This is a genomic window from Hydrogenophaga sp. L310 (assembly GCF_055703065.1).
Genome location: NZ_JBVPZA010000007.1, coordinates 96,835 through 119,912, shown reverse-complemented (window position 1 = coordinate 119,912; position 23,078 = coordinate 96,835). Strand labels below are relative to the sequence as shown.

General features: G+C 66.7%; 26 protein-coding genes and 2 pseudogenes. 6 read left to right on the top strand and 22 right to left on the bottom strand.

Annotation, left to right across the window (positions count from 1 at the left end):
- The first annotated feature begins 2 nt into the window (after positions 1–2).
- The gene (locus AC0GNO_RS13560; protein ID WP_472904314.1) at positions 3–551 is read left to right on the top strand and encodes a DUF2231 domain-containing protein; all 549 of its coding nucleotides are present in this window, start codon (positions 3–5) and stop codon (positions 549–551) included.
- A 36-nt stretch (positions 552–587) separates the two neighbouring features.
- Here the strand turns inward: AC0GNO_RS13560 and AC0GNO_RS13555 are convergent, their stop codons facing one another.
- The 7 genes from AC0GNO_RS13555 to AC0GNO_RS13525 form a co-directional block, all read right to left on the bottom strand.
- The gene (locus AC0GNO_RS13555; protein WP_472904313.1) at positions 588–1,442 is read right to left on the bottom strand and encodes an ABC transporter permease; all 855 of its coding nucleotides are present in this window, start codon (positions 1,440–1,442) and stop codon (positions 588–590) included.
- A 1-nt stretch (position 1,443) separates the two neighbouring features.
- Complete coding sequence (locus tag AC0GNO_RS13550; RefSeq protein WP_472904312.1) at positions 1,444–2,316, bottom strand: ABC transporter permease; 873 nt, start codon at positions 2,314–2,316, stop codon at positions 1,444–1,446.
- A gap of 4 nt (positions 2,317–2,320) precedes the next feature.
- Positions 2,321–3,436 carry an ABC transporter ATP-binding protein gene (locus AC0GNO_RS13545; RefSeq protein ID WP_472904311.1) on the bottom strand — a complete coding sequence of 372 codons (1,116 nt, stop codon included), beginning with the start codon at positions 3,434–3,436 and terminating at the stop codon, positions 2,321–2,323.
- 9 nt (positions 3,437–3,445) lie between these two features.
- On the bottom strand, positions 3,446–4,510 hold the full coding sequence (locus AC0GNO_RS13540; protein ID WP_472904310.1) for an extracellular solute-binding protein: 1,065 nt from the start codon (positions 4,508–4,510) through the stop codon (positions 3,446–3,448).
- Positions 4,511–4,673: 163 nt separating this feature from the next.
- Positions 4,674–4,925 (bottom strand): hypothetical protein, encoded by a 252-nt coding sequence (locus AC0GNO_RS13535; RefSeq protein ID WP_472904309.1) that lies wholly within the window; start codon positions 4,923–4,925, stop codon positions 4,674–4,676.
- A gap of 5 nt (positions 4,926–4,930) precedes the next feature.
- The gene (gene ypfH, locus AC0GNO_RS13530; RefSeq protein ID WP_472904308.1) at positions 4,931–5,557 is read right to left on the bottom strand and encodes an esterase; all 627 of its coding nucleotides are present in this window, start codon (positions 5,555–5,557) and stop codon (positions 4,931–4,933) included.
- Positions 5,558–5,580: 23 nt separating this feature from the next.
- Entirely contained in the window at positions 5,581–6,408 is an 828-nt protein-coding gene (locus AC0GNO_RS13525) for a dioxygenase family protein (RefSeq protein WP_472904307.1), read from the bottom strand.
- Positions 6,409–6,620: 212 nt separating this feature from the next.
- On the opposite strand from AC0GNO_RS13525, the gene AC0GNO_RS13520 reads away from it, so the two are divergent.
- The 3 genes from AC0GNO_RS13520 to AC0GNO_RS13510 all read left to right on the top strand — a co-directional run bounded on the left by AC0GNO_RS13520 (position 6,621) and on the right by AC0GNO_RS13510 (position 9,875).
- Positions 6,621–7,880, top strand: coding sequence for an FAD-dependent oxidoreductase (locus AC0GNO_RS13520; RefSeq protein WP_472904306.1), 1,260 nt, complete (start codon positions 6,621–6,623; stop codon positions 7,878–7,880).
- Between the two features lie 45 nt (positions 7,881–7,925).
- Positions 7,926–9,050, top strand: coding sequence for a tRNA 2-thiouridine(34) synthase MnmA (mnmA, locus tag AC0GNO_RS13515; RefSeq protein ID WP_472904305.1), 1,125 nt, complete (start codon positions 7,926–7,928; stop codon positions 9,048–9,050).
- 186 nt (positions 9,051–9,236) lie between these two features.
- On the top strand, positions 9,237–9,875 hold the full coding sequence (locus AC0GNO_RS13510; protein WP_472889887.1) for a peroxiredoxin: 639 nt from the start codon (positions 9,237–9,239) through the stop codon (positions 9,873–9,875).
- Between the two features lie 35 nt (positions 9,876–9,910).
- Here AC0GNO_RS13510 and AC0GNO_RS13505 read toward each other — a convergent pair whose 3' ends face one another.
- Entirely contained in the window at positions 9,911–10,630 is a 720-nt protein-coding gene (locus AC0GNO_RS13505; RefSeq protein ID WP_472904304.1) for a class I SAM-dependent methyltransferase, read from the bottom strand.
- Positions 10,631–10,763: 133 nt separating this feature from the next.
- Between AC0GNO_RS13505 and AC0GNO_RS13500 the strand changes: the two genes are divergently transcribed.
- Entirely contained in the window at positions 10,764–11,177 is a 414-nt protein-coding gene (locus tag AC0GNO_RS13500) for a DsrE family protein (RefSeq protein ID WP_472889885.1), read from the top strand.
- A gap of 157 nt (positions 11,178–11,334) precedes the next feature.
- Here the strand turns inward: AC0GNO_RS13500 and AC0GNO_RS13495 are convergent, their stop codons facing one another.
- From AC0GNO_RS13495 to cydP, 14 genes and pseudogenes are all read right to left on the bottom strand, one after another.
- Positions 11,335–11,802 carry a PaaI family thioesterase gene (locus AC0GNO_RS13495; protein WP_472904303.1) on the bottom strand — a complete coding sequence of 156 codons (468 nt, stop codon included), beginning with the start codon at positions 11,800–11,802 and terminating at the stop codon, positions 11,335–11,337.
- A 38-nt stretch (positions 11,803–11,840) separates the two neighbouring features.
- Positions 11,841–12,329 (bottom strand): hypothetical protein, encoded by a 489-nt coding sequence (locus tag AC0GNO_RS13490; protein ID WP_472904302.1) that lies wholly within the window; start codon positions 12,327–12,329, stop codon positions 11,841–11,843.
- Positions 12,326–12,775, bottom strand: a complete 450-nt coding sequence (locus AC0GNO_RS13485; protein ID WP_472904301.1) for a group II truncated hemoglobin — start codon at positions 12,773–12,775, stop codon at positions 12,326–12,328. The genes AC0GNO_RS13490 and AC0GNO_RS13485 overlap by 4 nt, the downstream gene beginning before the upstream one ends.
- Positions 12,776–12,786: 11 nt before the next feature.
- Positions 12,787–13,785 (bottom strand): arsenic resistance protein, encoded by a 999-nt coding sequence (locus tag AC0GNO_RS13480; protein ID WP_472904300.1) that lies wholly within the window; start codon positions 13,783–13,785, stop codon positions 12,787–12,789.
- 21 nt (positions 13,786–13,806) lie between these two features.
- Positions 13,807–14,196: a DUF6858 family protein gene (locus tag AC0GNO_RS13475; RefSeq protein WP_472904299.1), complete on the bottom strand. Its 390-nt coding sequence runs from the start codon at positions 14,194–14,196 to the stop codon at positions 13,807–13,809.
- Between the two features lie 41 nt (positions 14,197–14,237).
- The gene (locus tag AC0GNO_RS13470; RefSeq protein WP_472904298.1) at positions 14,238–14,903 is read right to left on the bottom strand and encodes an MBL fold metallo-hydrolase; all 666 of its coding nucleotides are present in this window, start codon (positions 14,901–14,903) and stop codon (positions 14,238–14,240) included.
- Between the two features lies 1 nt (position 14,904).
- Positions 14,905–15,219 (bottom strand): cyd operon YbgE family protein, encoded by a 315-nt coding sequence (locus AC0GNO_RS13465; protein WP_472904297.1) that lies wholly within the window; start codon positions 15,217–15,219, stop codon positions 14,905–14,907.
- Positions 15,216–15,332 (bottom strand): cytochrome bd-I oxidase subunit CydX, encoded by a 117-nt coding sequence (cydX, locus tag AC0GNO_RS13460; RefSeq protein WP_305716800.1) that lies wholly within the window; start codon positions 15,330–15,332, stop codon positions 15,216–15,218. Before cydX ends, AC0GNO_RS13465 begins: the two co-directional genes overlap by 4 nt.
- A 26-nt stretch (positions 15,333–15,358) precedes the next feature.
- Positions 15,359–15,978: pseudogene (gene petA / locus AC0GNO_RS13455) on the bottom strand (ubiquinol-cytochrome c reductase iron-sulfur subunit).
- Between the two features lie 167 nt (positions 15,979–16,145).
- Positions 16,146–16,559, bottom strand: a pseudogene (locus AC0GNO_RS13450) (cytochrome b/b6 domain-containing protein); the annotation flags it as partial.
- Positions 16,560–16,677: 118 nt separating this feature from the next.
- Positions 16,678–18,399, bottom strand: a complete 1,722-nt coding sequence (locus AC0GNO_RS13445; RefSeq protein ID WP_472904296.1) for a tetrathionate reductase family octaheme c-type cytochrome — start codon at positions 18,397–18,399, stop codon at positions 16,678–16,680.
- 132 nt (positions 18,400–18,531) lie between these two features.
- Positions 18,532–19,668: a cytochrome d ubiquinol oxidase subunit II gene (gene cydB, locus AC0GNO_RS13440; protein ID WP_472904295.1), complete on the bottom strand. Its 1,137-nt coding sequence runs from the start codon at positions 19,666–19,668 to the stop codon at positions 18,532–18,534.
- 11 nt (positions 19,669–19,679) lie between these two features.
- Positions 19,680–21,251 (bottom strand): cytochrome ubiquinol oxidase subunit I, encoded by a 1,572-nt coding sequence (locus AC0GNO_RS13435; protein WP_472904294.1) that lies wholly within the window; start codon positions 21,249–21,251, stop codon positions 19,680–19,682.
- Positions 21,252–21,255: 4 nt separating this feature from the next.
- The gene (gene cydP, locus AC0GNO_RS13430; protein WP_472904293.1) at positions 21,256–21,438 is read right to left on the bottom strand and encodes a cytochrome oxidase putative small subunit CydP; all 183 of its coding nucleotides are present in this window, start codon (positions 21,436–21,438) and stop codon (positions 21,256–21,258) included.
- 178 nt (positions 21,439–21,616) lie between these two features.
- Here cydP and AC0GNO_RS13425 point away from each other — a divergent pair, with 178 nt between their 5' ends.
- Positions 21,617–22,960, top strand: a complete 1,344-nt coding sequence (locus AC0GNO_RS13425; RefSeq protein WP_472904292.1) for a sigma-54 interaction domain-containing protein — start codon at positions 21,617–21,619, stop codon at positions 22,958–22,960.
- The last annotated feature ends 118 nt before the right edge of the window (positions 22,961–23,078 follow it).

Here is a 23,078-nt window from a genome sequence, read left to right as displayed (position 1 = left end):
TCATGGATGCCTATCACGTCTTGATGGTTCACTTTCCCATTGCGCTGTGGATGACCGCCACGCTGGCGATCTTCCTGCGCGTGTTCTCCGATGGCCCGCTCGCCAAGTCCGTCGACCACGCGCTGGTGCCGCTGCTCAGCGCCAGCCTGGTGTTCGGCATCATCGCGTTCTCCATCGGCCTGATGGTGTGGCCCTGGGAAACGATCTCGGCGTCGGCCCTGGGCCGCAACCACGTGCTGCTCGCCAGCTGGACCGTGGCCTACTGGGCCGTGATCCTGTTCGTGCGCTGGCGCCGTGGCGAGAGCGTGTGGCAAGGCACATCACGCTGGGTCATGGCCGGTCTGGCCTTCCTGGGCAGCGCCCTGCTGGGCATCACCGGCACGCTGGGCGGCCACCTCGTGGGCATCTACACCGAGGTGTCTGACCTGCTGCGCCTGCTGGGCTGGGAGGTGTACACCACCTACTACGTGCCCAACACCACGCTGATCGCCTTGGGCGTGATTTCGCTGCTGCTGCTGGTCATGGCTTTCTGGGGTCGCAAAGCCGCCTGATCCCGGCCCGCACGCACCGCAACCGTCTGGCGCAGTTCACTGCGCCTGCGGCTTGCGCCACAGCAGCATCAGCGCCAGCAGGGCCGAGGCCACCATGAGGAAGAGGCTGATCGCGTTGAGCACCGGCGTGGCGCCTTCGCGCATGCGGCTGTACATCAGCACGGTGAGCGGTGAGTCCGAGCCCACCAGCATCAGCGTGGTGTTGAAGTTCTCGAACGACATCAGGAAGGCCATGGCCGCGGCACCGATCATGCTCGGCCGCAGGTAGGGCAAGGTGATGGTCCAGAGCACCGCGAGGCGGCTCGCGCCCAGGTTGTAGGCGGCTTCTTCGAGCGTGCGGTCGAAGCGGCGCAGGCTGGCCGAGATGGTGAGCGTGGCGATGGTCACGATGTAGCAGAACTGGCCAAGGATCACCAGCGGCAGGCCGGGCCGCAGGAAGTCCAGCTCCAGACCCCATGTCTCGTCGGCGAAGTTGGCGATGCGGCTGGCGAAGGCGAGGATGGAGATGCCCAGGATCACGCCCGGGATGACCAGCGGCAGCATGGCCAGCAGCGCAATCGCGCTCTTGCCCGGGAACTCGAAGCGCTCCAGCAGGAAAGCGTTGCAGGTGCCCACGCCCACCGACAGCAGCGTCACCCAGAGCGCCACCCAGGCGCTCACGCCCATGCTCTGCAGCAACTCGCCGTCGGCCAGCAGACCGGTGCGCGCGTCGTTGTCGGCCACGAACCAGTCGAGCGTGAAGCCCATCCAGGGCGGCGTCGGGTAGTCGGCGTTGTTGAACGCGAACACCGCCACCACCAGCAGCGGCACGAACAGGAACACGAAAAAGCCGGCGACGAAGGCACCGAGGCCAAAGCGCTGCAAGGCGGGACGGGGCAGGCTGGGGATCATGTCAGCTTGCTTTCATGACGGCGCCAAAGCGTTGCCCTGTCAGTCGAAGCCCCACCCACACCAGCAGGCTGGAAAGGAACAACAAGAGGAAGCCGAAGGCCGCGCCCTGGTTCCAGTTGAACCGCGTGATGAACTGGGTGTAGATCTGCTCGGTGAACCAGAGCGAGTTCTTGCCGCCCAGCAGCGTGGGCGTGAGGTAGTTGCCGAGGCAGAGCATGAAGACGACGATGCTGCCGGCGGCGATGCCCGGCGCGGCGTGCGGGATGACGATGCGGCGCACGATGTTGGCGGTGCTGCCGCCGAGGTCGTAAGCCGCTTCGATCAGGCTGTCGTCGAGACTTTCCAGGCTGTTCACGAGCGGGATCACCATGAACAGCAGCGATGCATAAACCAGGCCCACCAGGATGGTGGCGTCGTGGTACAGCAGCTCCACCGGCTGGTCAGCCAGGCCCACGGCCTGCAGCAGGCTGGAAACCACGCCGGTCTCGCGCAGCAGGATCAGCCAGCCCAGGGTGCGCACCATTTCGCTGACCCAGAACGGCAGCAGGCACAGCACCAGCAGCACCATCTTGAGCCGACCCCGCGCCACCTTGGCGATGTACCAGGCGGCCGGAAACGCCAGCAGCAGCGTGAGCCCGGTGGCCAACACCGAGATGACCGCCGTGCGCACAAAGGTGTTCCAGTACAGCGGCTCGTCGACGAAGGTGCGGTACTGGTCGAGGCTGGCGGCGTATTCCCCCGGCCCCACGCGCGCCTGCAGCGACAGCAGCAGCAACTCCACATGCGGCAGGATCACCAGGCCCACCAGCCACAGCAGCGCCGGGGCCAGCAGCAGGCCGAGCATCCAGCGGTGGTGCGCGGTGGCGTCGTTCATGGCCTCAAGCCGAAAAACACCAGGCCTGTGCGGGCTGGTAGCCGAAGTGCACGGTCTCGCCAGACTTCAGATCGGCGAGGCGGCCGGTGAGTGGCAGCGCGATGTGCAGCGGCGTCTGGCTCTTGTCTTCGAGCACCAGCACGGTGGAGTTGCCGCCATCGAACAGCACGCTCTGCACGCTCGCGCTCCAGGCCGGTTCACCGGCGGGCAGCTCGCGCGGGCTGCGCCCGATCTCGATGGCCTCGGGACGGATGAACAGGGTGGCCGACTGGCCCACGTCCAGCGTGCCCACGCGCTGCGACCACAGCCCCATGCCACTGGTCGTGCGCAGCAGCACCTGCTCGCCGTTGCGCGATTCGATGGTGCCTTCAAAGCGGTTGTTGTTGCCCACGAAGCCGGCGACGAACGCGGTCTGCGGTTGGTAATACAGCTGTTGGGGCGTGCCCAGCTGCTCGAAGCGGCCGTGGTTCATCACCGCCACCTGGTCCGACATGACCAGCGCTTCCGACTGGTCGTGCGTGATGTAGACGAAGGTGGTGCCCACCTCAGCCTGCAGCTGCTTCAGCTCCACCTTCATGTGCTCGCGCAGCTTGAGGTCGAGCGCACCCAGCGGCTCGTCGAGCAACAGCAGCGCGGGCTCCAGCACCAGCGAACGCGCGATCGCCACGCGCTGCTTCTGGCCGCCCGAGAGCTGGTGAATGCGCTTGCCTTCGCTGCCCGGCAGGCCGACGCGCCGCAGCATGTCGGTCACCTTGGCCCTGGCGGCAGCGCCCTTCACGCCACGGCGCTCCAGGCCGTAGGCGATGTTCTCGCCCACGCTCATCATGGGGAACAGCGCCAGGTGCTGGAACACCATGTTCACCGGGCGCCTGTTGGGCGCGACGCCGCGCATCGACGCGCCCTTGATCACGATGTCGCCCGCATCGGGTTCGATGAAACCCGCCACCATGCGCAGCAGCGTGGTCTTGCCACAGCCCGAAGGCCCGAGGATGGAGAAGAACGAACCCCGCCGCACGGAAAAGCTCAGGTCATCCACCGCCGCAAACGCGCCATAGCGTTTGCGCACGGACTGGATGTCGAGATCGTGCGTGGCGGGGCCGCCCGCGGCCGGCGTCGGCACCGCCACGGCTTACTTGGCGGCCTTGACGCGGTCGAGCACGCGGCCCTCGATGTCTTCGATGCCGGCCGGCACGGCCGGGTACCACTTGATGTTCTTCAGCGCGGCTTCGGGGAAGCTCTCGGCGAACTGCTTCTTGAGCACCGGGTCCATCATCTGGTCGGCACCCTGGCTGGCGGTGAAGTTGCCGGCCGAGGAAGCCACCTTGGCGGCGATCTCGGGGCGCATGTTGAAGTTGATCCAGGCGTAGGCGGCGGCGTCGTTCTTGCCCTTGGCGGGGATGGCGAAGGTGTCCACCCAGCCCAGCGCGCCCGATTTCGGTGCCACGAACTTCACGTCGGGGTTGGCCTTGTTCAGCTCCCAGCCACCGGTGTCCCACATCATGGCCGTGGTGAGTTCACCCGAGCGGATGCCGGCGAGCAGCTGGTCCTTGCCGTCCCAGTAGAACTTCACGTTTTTCTTGCACTCGGTGAGCTTCTTGCCCATGTCGTCCATCAGGGCGCTGTAGGCTTTGGCGTCGCCGTAGAGCGCAAACGGGTCCTTGCCGGAGGCGAAGGCCATGGCGATCAGCGTGGGGCGCTTCAGGCGCATGCTGACCTTGCCGGCGTTTTCAGCCGCGCACAGGTCGGCGTAGTCGGTGGCCTTGGAGGTCTTGGTGTTGACCACCAGGCCGTCGGTGCCCCAGATGTGCGGCAGGCCGTAGACCTTGCCGCCGACCGTGGTGTTTTTCTTGGTCGCGTCGAGCATGGACGGGATGAACAGATCGGCCTTGATCTGCCCCATGTCGAGCGGCTTGTAGATCTTGAACTCGGTCTGCGGCCCGGCGATGCGGTCCTGGCTGGGCTGGGCGAGGTCGAAGCCGGCGCCCGCAGTGGCGCGCAGCTTGGAGATCATCTCTTCGTTGTTGGAGGTGGTCACCTCGACCTTGAAACCGGTCTCCTTGGTGAACTGCTCGATCACGTCCTTGGGCGCGTAACCACCCCAGGTCAGCAGGCGCAGGGTCTTGTCTTGCGCCTGTGCGACGCCAGCGGCCAGCAACAGCGTGGCCAGAACGATAGGGGACAACTTGCTCTTCATGGAGAAGCTCGCTTTCAGAGTGGGTGTGACAGATCGGAACAGAGGGGCGTCCGCAAGCCGAGCCGCGGGCGCCCGCCGGATTTGCAGACACGCAGAATCCGGTAAAGGCCAGAATAAGTCAAGGCTGTGAAAGACGTGTGACATGCGCGTGCTGCGTCAGCGCTCAAGCGTCGGGATGCACGGCGTCGAAGCCCGGGTGGTGCAGGCCTTCGATCTGGTCTTCCACGGTCTGGATCGCGGTCTCCAGTTCCAGAGGCGAAGGCCCGCCACGGTGACCAGGCGCGGACCAGAGCGTGTTGCATCCGATCGGCAGCACGAAACGCTGGACCTCAGCCTCTGGCGCCCTCAGCGACGCCACGGTTTCCAGCGCGCCGATGTGCAGATGCAGCGTGGCCGGCGCGGTGTTCGCGGGCATGGCGTTCAAGCCTCCACGTCCGGGTCGAGCGCCGCGCTCAGCAGCGTCAATACGCGGCCATCGATGCCATGGCCCAGGCCGGGCAGCAGGTCCACCCGCGGCGCGGCACCCAGCGCGCGCAGGCGCTCGGCCGCGGCCACGCTGAAGGCCGGCGCGATCACCGGGTCCTGCTCGCCGTGGATGAAATGCAGCGCCGTGCCGTCCGGCGCCAGCCGCGGCGGCTGGGCGAAGCGCCCGGCCATGGCGAACACGCGCGCGGCGATGGGCGGCGCCTGCTGTGTGGACTCCAGCGCCATGATGGCGCCTTGCGAAAAACCCGCCAGCGCCGTGGCCGACGCATCCAGCCCGGTGCGCGCCTGCCAGGCATGAACGGTCTGCACGAAACGCGGCATCACCGCCGCGATGCGCTCGATGCGATTGGCCTCGTCAACGCCACGCACCGAAAACCACTGCCAGCCACCGCCCATGTCGGACGGAAACGGCGAGCGCACGCTGACCACCCAGCGGTCGGGCCGGGCCAGCGCCTGGCCCAGTGGCAGCAGGCCTTCGGGCGATGCCCCGACGCCGTGGAACAGCAGCACCAGATGGCGCGCGGGCACGGTGGGCTGGTGAACGATGAGGTCGTCTTGCATGGTGTCTTTCCGGGTGGGTGGCTTCAGGCCGCCAGCGCGTCGGCCGCCACCGACGCTGGCAGCGGCAGTGTGCCGAACAGGTACGAGTCCATGGCCAGCACGCCGTGCGTGATGCCACCCTCGATGCGCGTGGCCGGCACTTCAGCGCCCGCTGCGCCCGCGGCCACCATCAACGGCCACAGGTGCTCGGGCGTGGGGTGGGCCCGCTGCGCGTGCGGCGCGATGGCCATGGTCTGCTGCAGGCGGGCGTGGTCGCGGTTCAACACGGCCTGCGTGATCCAGGCCGAGAACTCGCGCGCGTAGTCCTCGCCAGCGGCGCCGGCCGCGTCGAAACGCACTTCGTGGAGGTTGTGCGTGAGGCTGCCCGAACCGACGATGAGCACGCCTTCGTCGGCCAGCGGCGCCAGCGCCTGGCCAAAGGCGTAGGCGCGCGCACCGTCGAGCCGCGCCGGCAGCGAGACCTGGAACACCGGCACGTCGGCCTGCGGCAACAGGTGCAGCAGCGGCACCCAGGCACCGTGGTCCAGGCCCCACTGGGGGTCTGCCTCGACCGCCCAGCCCGCGGCGCGCAGCACCTCGATGGCGCGCTGCGCCACCTCGGGCGCACCCGGCGCGGGGTACTGCAACTGGTAAAGGGCTGGAGGGAAACCGCCGAAATCGTGCACGGTCTGCGGCGCGGCGCTGGTGGCCACGCGCGGCTCGCGCGTCATCCAGTGCGGCGACACCACCAGCACGGCCTTCGGGCGCGGCAGCGACTTGCCCAGGGCGGTGAGCGCAGGGCCGGCGATGCCGGGTTCGATGGCGAACGTGGGTGCACCGTGGGAGATGAAGAGTGTGGGCAAGCGGGTCATGGCGGGGTTCCAGTGGCGGTGCAGGCCTGTGTGCTGCACACGCCTCCACTGTAGAGAGTCGGGGGGCGCGCACCGTTCAATGGAAATGGTCGCTGCGTTGAAACGGGTTGACCGATGCCCCGGGCATCTACGGGTTTGTCCGCTGTCTCCCCCGCTGCCAGCCTCCTAGCATTAACCATACCCCGTTCAGTATTTGACCTTGGAGATCTCCCATGCCGATGCCATTCACCCCCCGTCGCCGCGACATGCTTCAGGCCACCGCCATCGGCGTCGCGGCCCTCGCCACCGGGTGTGCCGCCATCGGCACGGGGGCCAAGCCACGCGTGGTGGTGGTCGGTGGCGGCTGGGGCGGGCTGGGTGCGGTGCGCGGCCTGCTGGCCGCGGGTGGCGCCGACGTGACCCTGGTCGAGCCCAACGAGGGTTTCATGTCCTGCCCGCTGAGCGCGCACTTCATCGCCGGCTTCCAGCCCGCCAGCGATTTCCAGCGCAGCTACGCGCGCATCGACCAGTTGGGCGCGCGGCGCGTGCGCGAACGTGTGACCGCGATCGACCGCACCAAGCGCGAGGTGGTGACCGCCACGCAGCGCCTGCCCTACGACTTCCTGGTGCTGTCGCCTGGCGTCGAATACATGGAGGACGGCATCCAGGGCTACGCCGAAGCGCGCGCTCAGCTGCCGGTGGGCTTTCGCGCCTTCGAGCAGATGGCCGTGCGCCAGCAGGTGGACGAGTTCCTCGCCAAGGGCGGCAACTTCGTCATCAGCGCGCCCAAGCCACCCTACCGCTGCCCGCCCGCGCCCTACGAGCGCGCCTTCCTGATCGCCGAGCAGATGAAGCAGCGCGGCACCAAGGGCAAGATCATCCTGATCGACGCCAACCCCAACCCGATGCCGTTGCCGATCGCCAAGCCCATCCTGAACGGCATGAAGAGCCTGTACGCCAGCCAGATCGAATACATGCCCGACACCGCCATCACCTCAGTGGACATGGGCAAACGCCAGCTCGCCACCTCGTCGGGCGACGTGCCTTTCGCGCACGCTAACCTCATCCTCCCCATGCGCGCACCGGCGCTGATCCGCCAGGCTGGCCTGGGCGAGCGCTGGGCCGCGGTGAAGCTGCCGAGCTTCCAGAGCCAGGCCGACGAGCGCATCTACGTGATCGGCGACTCGCAGGGCTCTCCCCTGCCCAAGAGCGGTCACATCGCCTTCGGCAGTGGCCAGCAGGTGGCCGAAGCCATCACGGACCGCATCGCCGGCAAGACTCCTGCGCCAGCGGCAGGTCCGGTCGACCTGCCGCTGGGCATCTGCTGGGCCAACGTGACGCACAAGGACGCGATCAACATCAACGTGGCGTCGAGCGTGGCGCCCGGCGAGGCCCCCAAACTCAAAATCACTGTGGACCCGGAACACAACGCCCGCTCGGGCGCTGCCGCCACCAGCTGGGGCAACGGCATGTGGAAGGCCATGCTCGGCTGAACCCCACGCAACGGGAGGACACGCCGGCGGCGGGATAATCCCGTCATGGCAAAGAAACAGCGTGTGGTGGTCGGTTTGAGCGGTGGAGTGGACTCCGCGGTGAGCGCGCACCTGCTCAAGGAACAGGGCTACGAGGTCATCGGCATCTTCATGAAGAACTGGGAAGACGATGACAACGGCGAGTACTGCTCGTCCAACATCGACTTCGTCGACGCCGCCGCGGTGGCCGACGTGATCGGCATCGAGATCGAACACGTCAACTTCGCCGCCGAGTACAAGGACCGCGTGTTCGCCGAATTCCTGCGCGAATACCAGGCCGGGCGCACGCCCAACCCGGACATCCTGTGCAACGCCGAGATCAAGTTCAAGGCCTTCCTCGACCACGCGATGCGCCTGGGCGCCGAGAAGATCGCCACCGGCCACTACGCCCGCGTTCGTCTGAACGAAGCGACCGGCCAACACGAGCTGCTCAAGGGCCTGGACCCGCTGAAGGACCAGAGCTACTTCCTGCACCGCCTGAACCAGGCGCAGCTGAGCAAGACGCTGTTCCCGGTGGGCGAGCTGCCGAAGACCGAGGTGCGCCGCATCGCGGCAGAGATCGGCCTGCCCAACGCGAAGAAGAAAGACAGCACCGGCATCTGCTTCATCGGCGAGCGGCCGTTCCGCGATTTCCTCAACCGCTACATCGCCAAAGAGCCGGGCCCCATCAAGGACCCGAGCGGCCGCACCATCGGCCAGCACGTGGGCCTCTCGTTCTACACGCTGGGCCAGCGCCAGGGTCTGGGCATTGGCGGCATCCGTGAAAAGGGCGCACAGAAAGGCGGCAACGAACACGAGCCCTGGTTCGTCGCGCGCAAGGACATGGCCAACAACATCCTCTGGGTGGTGCAGGGCCATGACCACCCCTGGCTGCTCTCGCCCAGCCTGCGCGCCGAAGATCTGAGCTGGGTCGCGGGCGAGGCACCGCAGGTCACCGACATCGCGGCCAAGACGCGCTACCGCCAGGCCGATGCGCCCTGCACGCTGGCGACCGATGCCACCGGCATCACCCTGCGTTTTGCCGAACCGCAATGGGCGGTGACGCCGGGCCAGAGTGCCGTGATCTACGACGGCGAGGTCTGCCTGGGCGGCGGTGTGATCCACACCGAGGCGGCCAACGCGCCCGTCTGAGCGACTACCCGCCGAAGCCCTTGCTTGGTACGGGGAAAAGGCTGGCTATCGGCGCGGTTGGAACTGCCAATGGCCGGCTTGACAAAACGCAATCTATTGCCATGTGCGCATCCATAGACTTCATTCATCGGACAAGCCATCCTGCTTTCCCGGTTCTTCCGAAACCCGACCTGAATGGAGTACCTCATGGAAAACCTTGCCACCTTCCCCCGCCTCAACGAAGCCGCACCGGCCTTCAACGCCAAGACCACCCACGGTGACCGCACGCTCGCCGACTACAAAGGCAAGTGGCTGATCCTGTTCTCGCACCCGGCCGATTTCACGCCCGTCTGCACCACCGAGTTCATCGGCTTCCAGAAACACGCCGAGACCTTCCGCGGCATGAACTGCGAGCTGCTCGGCCTGTCCATCGACAGCCTGTATTCGCACCTGGCCTGGACGCAGAACATCCAGGAAAAATTCGGTGTCGAGATCAGCTTCCCGATCATCGAAGACATCAAGATGGATGTCGCCAAGGCCTACGGCATGGTGCATCCCGGTGCCGCCGACACGCAGGCCGTGCGCGCCACCTTCTTCATCGATCCCGACGGCATCCTGCGCGCCATGGTCTATTACCCGATGAGCAACGGACGCAGCATCGACGAGTTCGTGCGCCTGCTGCAGGCCATGCAGACCAGCGACGCCAACAAGGTCGCCACGCCCGAAGGCTGGACGCCCGGCTGCGACGTGATCGTGCCACCGCCCAAGAGCCCCGACGCCATCAAGGCGCGTCTGGCCGAAGGCTACAAGACGACCGACTGGTACTACTCGACCAGGTCGCTGTGATCGGCTGAAGGACCTGCCCGAACAGGGCGGGCCCTTCAACCCGTGCGGCGCAGCAGTCGCACGTGCATCGGCCGCACGAAATGCGCACCGTCCGCACCCATGTGCGGCATGAAGGCGTCGCGCACTCGGGCAACCAGCGCAGGCGTGATGTGGTGGTCGGCGAAGCTGGGGTAGAGCATGCGCTGCTCGAACTCAGCCCAGTCCTTGAAGTGCGCAGGCTGCGCAAAACGCCGCTCGCCCGCTGCATCCCATTGGGTACCGATGGTCAGCGCACGGTCCAGTGCGGCCTGCGCGGCCCGACGCACGGTGTTCTCGTCGTTGTAGAGGCGCACGATCTCGTTGAGCGCGCCGCCGTATATCGGCTCGCTCACGTAGAACCAGCCACCGGGTTTGACCACGCGCGCCACCTCGGCGAGCGCCGCGTCCATGCCGTCGAGCGGCACGTGGTGCAGGCTCTTGAGCATCATCGCGCCGTCAAAGCCCGCATCGGGGAACGGCACGGCTTCGGCGCTGCCGGCCACGAACAGCAGCCGCTCCTGCGGACTCGAAACGTTCTTGGTGTGCTGCACGGCGTCCACCTCCAGCCCCACCACCTGGCTGCCCGCATGGCGCAGCACCAGGCTGCGCGCCAGCCGCGCGTTGCCACAACCCAGTTCGATGATGCGCTGCCCGGCCAGCGGCACCAGGTCGCCCAGCACATCGAGTTCGTCGCGCACGAGCGGCAGTTGATCGGGATCGGCTTGGTGTTCGTTCATTTTGTTGCTCTTGAATCCGCAGCATTCACAGGAGCTTGCGTTTTCTCATGGATACCTCAATGAGTATAGGAAGAATGGCGGCAACCACCGCAATCGCGGTGGAATGCCAACCGAATTTTCAAGGAGTTCCTGCATGAAGCACCTGATCGCCCTGGGCACCGCCGCCCTGCTGGCCACCGGCACGGTCCACGCCGAAGAGCTGTTCGTCAACATCCACAGCGGCAGCGCCATGGCACAGGGCGCGGGCCTGGTGCTCGCCGGCCAGGCGCTGGAGCAGAAGGCCAGCGTGCGCGTGCTGCTGTGCGACGCTGCAGGCGACATGGCCGTCGTGGGCAAGGAAGGCCCGAAGCTCAAGCCGCGCGACGTGACCACGCAGCAGATGCTGCAAGGCGTGATCAAGGCTGGTGCCAAGGTGGAAGTGTGTGCACTGTACCTGCCCAACACCGGCCTCAAGCCCACCGACCTGATCCCCGGCGTGACTCCGGCCAAGCCAGCCGACGTGGCAGCCCACCTGCTCAAGCCGGGTGTGAACAGCCTGGCTTTCTGATCGGCTTCGCCCCAGTAGAAACGTCGCCCTGCGGGGCGCCGTTCTCGCTCGGATTGCTCGGAGCGAAGTGCCCCAACCCAGAGATGCCGCGGAACCGGCTTTGCCGGGCCGCCAGCATCGCCCCCTGGAGGGGGTCGCGCGTAGCGCGGCGGGGGTGTCACCCAAAATTTCCCGGCATCTGAACGGCAACGACTTCGCCACGCGCGGTGGCCACATCGCCCGCGTACACCGTGGTCTCGACCACCACCTTGCGGCCTTTGATTTCCTTGATGCGACCGCGGATCACCAGCTCGCCGGCCAGGGGCGTGGGCTTCAGAAAGTCCACGTGCAGCGATCCGGTGACGAAACGGAACGCGGGCAGCGAGTCCATGTCGCGCCCCGCCTGCCGGTACATGGCGGCCGCGGCGGTGCCGGTGCTGTGGCAGTCGATCAGCGAGGCGATCAGCCCGCCATAGGCGTAGCCAGGCACCGAGGTGTGGAAGGGCTCGGGTGTGAAACGGGTGACGGTTTCGTCGCCGTCCCACACGGTCTTGATCTGGTGACCGTGTTGATTTTTGCTGCCGCAGCCGTAGCAGTGCGACACGTTGTCGGGGTAGTGGTCCTGGAAGGCGTCGATAGCGTCCATGGGTGTCTCCTCGCGTATTGGTTGTGGTGGTGACGGGATCAGGGCGCCAGGCCGAGCGCGGTGCGCAGCTGCGCCTCGCTGCTGGCGTACTGGAAGTGGGTCACGCGGCCGGCCTCCAGGCCGATGAGGGTCACCGCGTCGTCCTGGCGCGGCCAGCCGGCCAACAGGGTTTCATCGAGCGACACACCCACCTCGAAAGGCTGTTCACGCAACGCGGGCAAGGCAAAGGTGCGGGTGATGAGGCCGGGCATCTTGCTCATGTCGGCCAGGTAGACCGCATGACGGCTTTCCAGAAAGCCTTTGTGCTGCGCGCCCAGCACCGTCAGCGCGAGGTTCGAGGCCTTGCGACCGGCGGCGAACACCACCAGCCGCGTGCCCGCCGGGACCTGCCAGTCCTGGTCGTGCTGGTTCTTGAGGCGCAACGCCGGCAGGGGCCGGCCGGGTTCGATGGGGCCGGCGATGGCGCACAGGGGCAGCACCATGGCCAGCACCACGGCCTGCGCCAGGGTCATGAGGGCCTTTTTCATGCGGTCTCGCACGACTGGCCTTGCATCTGACCGTGGCCGCAACCGGCGCGGTCGCCGGTGTTGACCATGTGGTCGGCCATCTGCGTGAAGGCGTTGAGCAGGCCGGCGCGCAGGTTCTCGTCGGCCACCTGCTCGGTCAGCGCCGTGCGCATGCACAGCATCCACTCGTCACGCTCGGTCGGGCCGATGGCGTAGGGCACGTGGCGCATGCGCAGGCGCGGGTGGCCTTTCTTTTCGGTGTAGAGCGGCGGCCCGCCGAACCAGCCCGAGAGAAATTCGAACAGAGCTTCATTGGCGCCGGCCAGGCTCTCGGGGTGGATGCGGCGCGCGGCGTAGGCCTCGGGCAGCTCGTCCATCAGCTCGTAGAAACGGTCGACGAGGCGGTGCAGGCCTTCGGCGCCGCCCAGGGCGTCGTAGGGTGTGACAGGGGTGGAAGTTGTGGGCATGGGGTTTCCTTTCAGGCGGCCTTGGAAGCCGCGGGGGGTGGCGCCACAGGCGGTGCGCCAAAGAGCCGGTCGGTGAGCTTGACGTACCAGGCAGCGGCCTGCACCTGGACGATGTAGGCCAGTGCGATCAGCAGGGCGGCATCTGCGCCCTGCTCGCCGAACACGCCCATGGCAATCGCCAGCGCGATCGAGAGGTTGCGCATGACGGTGCCGTAGACCAGGGCGATGGCGTCGCCGCGCTGGAAAAAGAACTTGCCAATCAGGGTGCTGAGAACGAAGTTCAGCGCATAGATCAGCACCAACGGCAGCAGCAGGCTGGGCAACAGGGCGGGCTTCGCAAAGATGTCCTGCGACTTGAGCGCCATGGACACGAAGACGATGCCCAGCACGCCCAGGGTGGAGAACGGTGGGAACCTGGGTTTGTAGTGGCCGTTGAAGCGCGGTTCACCATGACGGTCTACCAGCCAGCGCTGCGTGAGCGTGCCCAGCACCAGCGGCAGGAACACGATCAGCGCGATCTGCAGGAACACCTGCAGCACGGGGATCTCGACCACCGCGCCCAGCAGGGCCTTGAGGTAGATCGGCGCCAGCAGCGAACCGGCGATCAGGCCGACCACGGTCATCTTCACCGCGGCGGGCACATTGCCTTTGGCGAAGCCGGTCCAGGAGATGGTCATGCCCGAGGTGGGCAGCAGCGCGGTCAGCAGCAGGGCCAGCCGCACCATGGGCTGGTCGGCAAAAAACAGCAGGCCCATGCCGTAGCCGATGGCGGGCATGAGGATGAAGTTGACGGCCAGCGTCGTGCCCTGCAGGCGGTTGCCGCCAGGCTTGAGCAGGTCGCGCACGTTCATCGTGACCATCATGGGATAGACCATGAGGAAGGTCAGCGGCAGGATGCCCCAGCGCAGGAAGGCCGGGTCGGCCACCTGCCCGAACAGCAGACCCGCGAGCATGGCGATCGGGATGCTCCAGACCAGATTTTTCTGCGCCCAGTTGAGGACTTTCCACATGATCTCGTTTCCTGTATCCGGTCAATGGTTACGAAGCGCGAGTGTCCAGGCCTGCATGGCGTCGTTGGCGGGCTTCATGGGCGCGTCCATGAAGCTGACCACAAAATGGTCGCCCATGTCGGCAATGCCGATGGAGCGCGGGCGCACGGCCAGCACCTGCGGGTTGGGCAGCGCATGGCCAAAACAGAACACCACGTTGACCGCCGCCTGGATCGCGGGCGCGATGTCGCCGCCGATGGCTTTCGTGTGCGCGAAGTGATCGAAGGTGGCGATGTAGCTCACGCGCGGTGTCGCGGCGATGCAGGCCTTGAAGTAGTCGGCGATGGCGTCCACGGTGGTGTAGGTTGTCTCTGACTTGGCGATGTCCACCACGGTGATGGGGTATTTTTCCTGGAAATGCAGTTGCTTCATGAAAACTCCGGAGTAGAAAAGAAAACAGGGTCGCCGCCCGTTCAGGCGGACTGGGTGTTGTGGCCCGCCGCTGCACTCACGGCATCCGCTCCTTGCGTCGGCAATGCGGCGACACGGGCCAGGAAGGCGTCGCGCGTCTGCCGGGCAAAGAAAGGGTGCCAGCGGCGCTGCTCCAGCACCGTGCTCACGGCGCGCGCGCGCTGCTCATGGCCGGCAAACAGCAGGGTCTCGTCAGGCAGGGTGAAGAGGCGCAGGTTGATGCTGTCCCACAGCGCGGCGGGGTCTGCCGGGTGCGGCTGGTGCGGGCAGGCGTCCACGGCGAGCAGGCCGCCGCAGAACACGCGGTCGCGCCAGACGAAGCTCAGGCAGCCGGCGGTGTGGCCGGGCGTGGTGATCACCCGCACGATCTCGTTCCCCACGGGCAGGTGCTCGCCATCGGCCACCGTGTGCGTGCCCTCGCAGGCTTCGCCCTGCACCACGGGCGCGCCCAGGCTGCGCAAGCGTTCGAGTTCGTGGCTCTGCAGGTGGTCGTGCTGGTGGGTGCGCAGCACCCAGCGCAGGCGCAGATCGCGCTCCCCCAGCAGCGCCTGCAGCACCGGCAGATCGCGGCTGCGCGGATCGACCACGACGGCTTCGCGCGCGTCGTTGTCGGCCAGCACATAGCTCAGCTCGCCGCTGCGTTCGTCGTGCAGGATGCGGAACAGCACCTCAGGCTCCCCAGCGCAGCCAGGCGGCCAGCAACAGGCCGGCGGCACAGGCCCAGCCAGAGAACAGCCAACGCCCGCCGAACCAGCGCGGGACAAAACCGACGCCACGCACCAGCCCGGCGCTCATGGCCCAGAACAGGGCCATGGCCAGGCCATGATCGGCCTGGCCGCTGGCATCGGCGAACAGCAGCGGGTAGATGCTGCCCACGAGCATGATGGCCAGCGCGGCCAGCAGGCTGGGAAGGTGCACGCGGCTGGCCACCGGCACGGGCGCCGCGCCGAGCAGGCCCGTGGCGGGAGCGGGGGCGGGTGTCATGCGTCACCGCCTTTCGACAGCGCGCGGGCCTGCTCGTGCTCACCCCACATGGCGTTGAGGATGGCGAGCAACACCGCGAAACCGACACCGAGCATCCAGGCGAAATACCACATGCTGTTCTCCGTTCAAAAAAATGCCATCAGGCGGCGCCGCTGTCGTCCTCGCCGATCAGCAAGCTGCCGTCGGCGAGGTACTTGTGCGGTGGCACGACCAGGTTGGTGGGCGCGGGCTTGTTCCTGAACACGCGGCCCGCAAAGTCGAAGGTGGATCCGTGGCAGGGGCAGAAGAAGCCGCCTTTCCAGTCGGCCGGCACGCTGGGGTTGGCCGTGCCTTTCGGCAGGGTCACGGGTGAGCAGCCCAGGTGCGTGCAGATGCCCACCGTCACGAACACCTCGGGCTTGATGGAGCGGTGGGTGTTGGTGGCGTAGTCGGGCTGCTGCTTCACTTCGGAGGCCGGGTCGGCCAGGTCGGAAATGCCGTCCAGGCTGGCCAGCATCTCCGGCGTGCGGCGCATGACCCACACCGGCTGGCCGCGCCATTCGACGGTTTTCACCTCGCCGACGGCCACCGTGGTCGGGTCCATGGTCACGGCGGCCCCCTGCGCCTTCGCGCGCTCGCTGGGGCGAAGCTGGCCACGAAGGGCATCGCGACGGCGGCGGTGGCCGCCACCCCCATGGCGCTGGTGGCCAGCAGCCAGGTGCGGCGCTCCGGGTCCATGCCGGACTCGGGGGGCAGGGGCAATGCAGGGGCGTGTGACATGGAAAACTCCTCAGTGGCCTTGCGGCGGAGCGGACGGTGTGTCCGCGGAATGGGCGTCGTCGTGCAGTTCTTCCCAGCCCGTCACCATGGACTTGATGTGCGCGGTGGGTGTGGCCGGTGGTGGTCAGGTACACGTGCACGATGAAGAAGGTGAGCATCAGGAAAGCACCCGCCGTGTGCGCCCAGGCCACCCCTTCCAGCGTGAGCCATTGGTCAATGCCCAGGGAGGGCCAGAAGGCGCGGAACAGGTAGAGCAGGCCCGAGCCCCAGATCAGCGGCGAGATCATGGCCAGCAGACCGAGATAGGCCAGGCGCTGCAGCGGGTTGTGTTTCTTCTGCACGGTCTTGTGGAACGGGTGCGGCGCGCCACGGAACATGCCCCAGCTGTAGTACATCGCCATCGCCACCACCTTCTTGTGGGTCGGCAGGTACTGGCGCCATTCACCGGTGGTGAACTGCCAGAAGATGGTGAAGGCCCAGAGGATGAGCAGCAGCCAGGCGGCCAGCGTGTGCAGGCGCACCGCGGGCTCGAAGCCCAGCAGCGTGTAGCTGCCGTGCACCTCGAAACCGCTGATGAGCATGGCGATGATCAGCAGCGCCTGCGACCAGTGCCAGAAACGCTCGTAGCGCTTGTAGATGTAGATGCGGGCGGGGGAGTGGCTGGCCGCGTCGGCGACGCTGGCCATGGAGGCGGTGGTCTCAGACATGGCGGTTCTCTCGTTGGTTGCGGCGGCGGGTCAGCAGGCGGGCGGCGGTGTGCAGCAGCACGCCAGCGATGGCGCCCACCACGGCGAGCCAGCCGAGGCGGTCGATCCAGGGCTGGCTGTCGCGCCCGGGCAGGTAGACGCCGGGCAGGTCACCCAGGCGGCTTTTCGTTGGGTCGGCGTGGCACGAGGCGCAAGCCACGGCATTTTTGGAAGGCGCCACCATGTGGGTGATGGGCCAGAGCATCTCGGTCTTCACGAAGTCGTGTTGACCGCTGTAGGGCTGGCCGGTGGCGGTCGCACCGGCGGTGAGTGCCTTGTCCCAGTCGAAGTTGAACCAGAACGCCGTGTCGTCGGGCACCGCCCTGTGCGGCACCAGCAGTTGCAAATGCACCTTGTCGTAGGGCTGTTTGCCCTCGAAACGCTTGACCGGCCAGATGCGTGCGGTCGGATCTTCCGGACCGCCCATGAAACTGTTGATCTTGAGCACCTGGGTCGGATCGATCTTCATGTCCTGCGTGGTGAAGTTGACCTGGCCGTTGAACCAGACGTAGTCGGGCACCACGTCCTGTGCCAGCTTGAAGTCGCCCTTCTTGCTGTCGTAGATCACGTGGCCGTGTTGATCCTTCTTCTGGATCGGTTTGCCTTCGGGGGTGAGCTGGCCGGCGGTGGACCAGTCCCAGGCCATCTTGGTGGCCACGCCACCGCGCGCGAACTCGGGGATGTGGCAGCTCTGGCAGGCCAGCTTGTTGGTGTGGTTGTTGAGCAGCTCCACGCTCAGCGAGGGCTGCTTGTGCGGCTTGTCGCCGTGGCAGCTCTGGCAGGTGGCGGCGTTGCGTCCGGCGTGCACCGAATCGCCGCGCAGCATCGGACCGTGCGGGTCGGACGCGGTCATGCTGATGCGGCTGCCCGCGATCTGGTGGCCGTCGGCCTGGTGGCAGGTGGCGCAGGTGAAGCCGGCGCCGCCCTGGGCCTTGCTGGCCATGTGCACATCGAGCTCCTTGCTCGCCTTGTTGAGCGAGGAATCGAGGTCGCCGTGTTTCACGCCGTCACCGCCGCCGCCGGCGTAGTGGCAGCTGCCGCAGGTGGCCACACTGGTCTTGCCGATGTGCTGGGCCACCATGGCCAGGTCCACCGGGTCGATGAACTTGCCCGAGCCCGGTGGCAACTCGATGCGCTCGGTGGGCACCTCGCCGGCCATGCCTGCAGGCTTCTTGTAGCCGCCGGTGTTGTGACAGACCAGGCAGTCCACCTTGCTCTCGTTGTGGAAGTCGAACTTGTCGTCTTTCCAGCCGTAGCCCACATGACAGGACTGGCAGAAGGCTTCGTTGGAGCGGTCGCCGATGCAGAAGCTGTTGAGCATGGTCTTCTTGCCCAGCTTCTGCCCGGTGTCGGGGTTGGTGTACTCCCAGGTCCAGTGGCGCGTGCCCATGACCTGCTTGCCCGCTTCGGTGTGGCAGCTCAGGCAGGCTTTGGTGACTTCCGAGCCGCTCTTGAACGGGCCCTGCAGCTCCTTGAACTTGCTGTGGTCGGCGGTGGATTTGTTCTTGGTGGGTGCGGCGGCCAGGGCCGCGGCCACGTCGGGTGGGGCGCCGGGCGCGGCGGTTGTGGCGCCCGCCAGAGGGGCGGCCAATGCCAGCGCCAGCCAGGCGACCAGCGTGCGCCATCGGCTCTGGCGCTGTCGCGGCGGGGGGTGCGGATGCTTGTTGTGGGTCATGCTTTGTCTCCAGCTCGTTGGGGGAATGGGCTCGAACGGATGGCGAGTCTCACGGGCGTGTCTGCGACCCGTCTTTGCGTTCCATCAATACCGGCATGGGTATATGAACTCCCTTGCGCTGGCTCAAAAGGCTCAATAAGCACCGTGCTCGTTTTCCCTGATGTACGCGGCCGTGACCTTGCCGCGCATGACGCGGTAAGCCCAGGACGTGTAGACCACGATGAGCGGCATGAAGAGCACCGTGGCCCAGAACATGATGGCCAGCGTGAGGTGGCTGGAGACGCTGTCCCACACCGTGAGGCTGGCCGCGGGCAGGGTGCTCGACGGCATGATGAAAGGGAACATGCTGGCCCCGGCGGTGCCGATCACGCCGGTGGTGGCGAGCGAAGAGGCGACGAAGGCCGTGAGCGTGTGACCCAGACGCATGAGCGCGGCGGCGGCCAGCGCGCCGAGCACGCCGATGGCGGGCAGCAGCCACAGCAGCGGTTGCGCGGCGTAGTTCGCCATCCAGGCGCCGGCCTCGCGCACCACGGTCTTGCCCAGGGGGTTGGGCAGGGCCGCGGGGTCGATCACGGAGCTGATGCGAAAACCGTCGATGCCTTGCAGCCAGACACCGGCGCCGATGAAACCCAGCACCATGAGCAGCGCGGCGCCGGTGCCGGCGGTGATGGTGCGCGCCTGCACCACGCCTTCGGTGCGGTGCGCCAGGTAGGTGGCTCCCTGCAGCGTGATCATGGCGCTGCTGACCACGCCGGCCAGCAGGGCGAACGGGTTGAGCAGCTGCCAGAACGTGCCGGTGTAGGTGGAAATCAGGAAAGCGTCGAACTGGAACGGCACGCCCTGCAGCAGGTTGCCAAAGGCCACACCGAAGATCACCGGCGGGATGAAGCCTCCGATGAAGAGGCCCCAGTCCCAGGTGCTGCGCCAGGTGGCGTTGTGGATTTTGCTGCGGTAGTCGAAGCCCACCGGGCGGAAGAACAGCGCCCACAGCACCGCGAGCATGGCCCAGTAGAAGCCGCTGAAGGCGGTGGCGTAGACCAGCGGCCAGGCCGCGAAGATGGCGCCGCCACCGGTGATGAACCAGACCTGGTTGCCGTCCCAGTGGGGGCCGACGGTGTTGATGACGACCCGGCGCTCGATGTCGCTGCGACCGACGAAGGGCAACAAGGTGCCCACGCCCATGTCGTGGCCGTCCATGATGGCGAAGCCGATGAGCAGCACGCCCACGAGCAGCCACCAGACGATCTTGAGGGTTTCATAGTCGAACATGGGGAGCTCCTTCAGGCGTGCTGGACAGCGTGGTGAACGGGTTCACGTTCGTAACGGCCCGTGCCCAGGCTGCCGGGGCCGATGCGCGCGAACTTGACCATCAAGTACATCTCGACGATCAGCAGCAGGGTGTAGAAACCGATGAAGCCGGCGAGCGAACCGTAGAGACTGCCCACGCTGAGGGTGGACACGCTCAGGTGTGTCGGCAGCACGCCATAGATGGTCCAGGGCTGGCGGCCGTATTCGGCAACGAACCAGCCGAGCTCACAGGCGATCCAGGGCGCGGGCAGCATCCACAGCGCCCATTTGAGCAGCCAGGGGCGCTTGCCGCATTCGAGCTTGAGCGTGCACCAGAAGGCCATGCCGAACAGCGCCAGCATCAGGAAACCCAGACCGACCATGATGCGGAAGGCCCAGAACATCGGCGTGACCTTGGGCACCGTGCTGTCCACCGCTTTCTGGATCATCTCGGGCGTGGCCTGGCGCACATCCACCACGTATTTCTTGAGCAGCAGGCCGAAGCCGAGGTCGGCCTTGTGCTGTTCGAACAGGGCCTTGGCGGCCGCGTCCTCGCGGTTGGCGCGCAGGGCTTCGAGCGCGGTCACGGCGTGGATGCCGCTCTGGATGCGTTCGCGGTTTTTCGCCTTGATCTCGTGGATGCCGGGGATCTGCTGGCTCACCGAGCGCGTGCCGATCAGGCCCATGACCCAGGGGATCTCGATCTCCCAGTCGTTCTTCTGCTCGGCCTCGTTGATGCTGGCCACGAGCTTGAGGCCGGCGGGTGCCGGCTCGGTCTCCCACATGGCTTCGAGCGCGGCCATCTTGGTCTGCTGCGCCTCGCCCACGGTGTAACCCGACTCGTCGCCGAGCACGATCACGCTGCAGACGCTGGCCAGGCCAAAGGCCGCCGCCACGCGGAAGCTGCGCTTGGCAAACTCGATGTCGCGGCCCTTGAGCAAATACCAGCTGGAGATGGACAGCACGAACATCGCGCCGGTCACGTAACCGGCCGAGACGGTGTGCACGAACTTGGCCTGGGCATCCGGGTTGAACAGCACGGCCCAGAAGTCCACCATCTCCATGCGCATGGTCACATAGCTGAATTCAGCGCCCACCGGGTTCTGCATCCAGCCGTTGGCGATCAGGATCCACAGCGCGCTCAGATTGGTGCCCACCGCCATCAGGATGGTGACCATCAGATGCTGCGTCTTGGAGAGCCGGTCCCAGCCGAAGAAGAACAGGCCGATCATGGTCGATTCGAGGAAGAAAGCCATCAGCCCTTCGATGGCCAGCGGCGCCCCGAAGATGTCGCCCACGTAGTGCGAGTAGTAGGCCCAGTTGGTGCCAAACTGGAATTCCAGCGTGATGCCGGTGGTCACGCCGAGCGCGAAATTGATGCCGAAGAGCTTGCCCCAGAAGCGGGTCATGTCCTTCCAGATGACGTTGCCCGTCATCACATACACGCTTTCCATGATCACCAGCAGCCACACCATGCCCAGCGTCAGCGGCACGAAGAGGAAGTGGTACATGGCCGTCGCAGCGAACTGCAGGCGGGAAAGGTCAACAAGCTGCTCAGAGATCACGGTTTCACTCCTGGGTCGACACCTGCGGCACCGGGCGGCTGCCCAGCATCTGGCTGGCAGCGGCGTCGGTGTCCACCGCCACGCGCTGCTCACGCACAAAACCCCACCACAGCCCCGTGAGAAACACGAGCTTGATCACCAGCACGACGGCCAGCTTGCGCAGCAAAAAACGGTCTCGAAAGTCCATGGAATGACAGGGTTTGCACCATGTATTCCAAGAAACGTGCCACGCCCGGCCGGCGCCAGAAAGTGTTTATGAATCAAGCCTTTCTGCGGTTCACGCCAGGGTTGGCCTTCGGTGCACGCTGGTGAAACTGCCAGTATTGGCAGACAATGGCAGCATTCGCCGCCACCCGGGAGCCCGCTTGAAACCCCTGCCCGAACTCACCGCCTTTCTCGAAGGTCTGCCCGAGCCGCACATCCTGTTCGACGCGCAGTACCGCATCCTGGCGGCCAACGCGGCCTACCGACGCCAGTACAGCCCGGACCGCAGCGTGGTCGGGCGCTGTTGTTACGAGGTCTCGCACCACTTTGCCGTGCCCTGCGACCAGGCGGGCGAGTCCTGTCCGCTGGCGCAGTCGCGCGTCTCGGGCCAGCGCGAGCGTGTGCTGCACCTGCACCACACAGCCCAGGGCGAGGAGTACGTGAACATCGAGCTCTCGCCCCTGCCCGGCCCGGACGGCGAACCCGCGTTTTACGTCGAGAAGATGGAGCCGCTGCGTGTGGCCCAGAGCCAACCCGCGGCGCAGGGCATGATCGGCCGCTCCGAAGCCTTCCAGCGCATGCTCTCGCTGGTGGCGCGCGTGGCGCCTTCGCGCGCCACCGTGCTGCTGCTCGGTGAGTCAGGCACCGGCAAGGAGCTGGTGGCGCGCGCCGTGCACGAGGCCAGCCCGCGCGCGGGCAAGCCGCTGGTGGCGGTGGACTGCTCCAGCCTGCCGGAGAACCTGTTCGAGTCCGAACTCTTCGGCCACGAACGCGGCGCATTCACCGGGGCGAGCACGGCCAAGGGCGGTCTGGTCGAGGCGGCCAGCGGCGGCACGCTGTTCCTCGACGAGGTGGGCGATATCCCGCTGCCCATGCAGGTCAAGCTGCTGCGCCTGCTGGAAACCGGCACCTACCGCCGCGTCGGCAGCACCGAACTGCGCCACGCCGACATCCGCGTGGTTTCCGCCACGCACCGTGACCTGGAGCGCCTGGTGGCCGATGGCCGCTTCCGCGAAGACCTGTATTACCGCCTGTGCACCTTTCCGATCCAGCTGCCCTCGCTGCGCGAGCGCAGCGGCGACGTGGCGCTGCTCGCGCCCGCCCTGCTGCAACGTGTGGCCGCTCCCCGCCGCCTGCAGCTCAGCCCGGCCGCACTCGCCGTGCTGGAGGCGCAGGACTACCCCGGCAACGTGCGCGAGCTGCGCAATCTGCTGGAGCGCACCGCCCTGCTCTGCGACGGCGAACGCATCGAGGCCGAGCACGTGCGCGACGCGATCGCCACCGGGCGCCGTCCGGCGCTTCGCCCGGCAGCGCCAACCGGCCTGCGACCGATCACCGACGGCCCGGGCGGAGCGCCAGACGAGCGACCCGCCGACCTCAAGGCGCTGGAACGCGCCGCCCTGCGCGAGATGGTGGAGCGCCACACCGGCAGCCGATCCGAACTGGCCGAGCGTCTTGGCATCAGTGAGCGCTCGCTTTACAGAAAACTCAAAGCGCTGACCTGAGAGTCTGGGCGCCTTTCGCGCAGGCCCGGGCCACGCTCAACCGCTGGGCGGAGGATCGAACGCGTTGCGGGAATGTCCCCACGACAACGGACTCAGACCCATATAACATCATCATCCG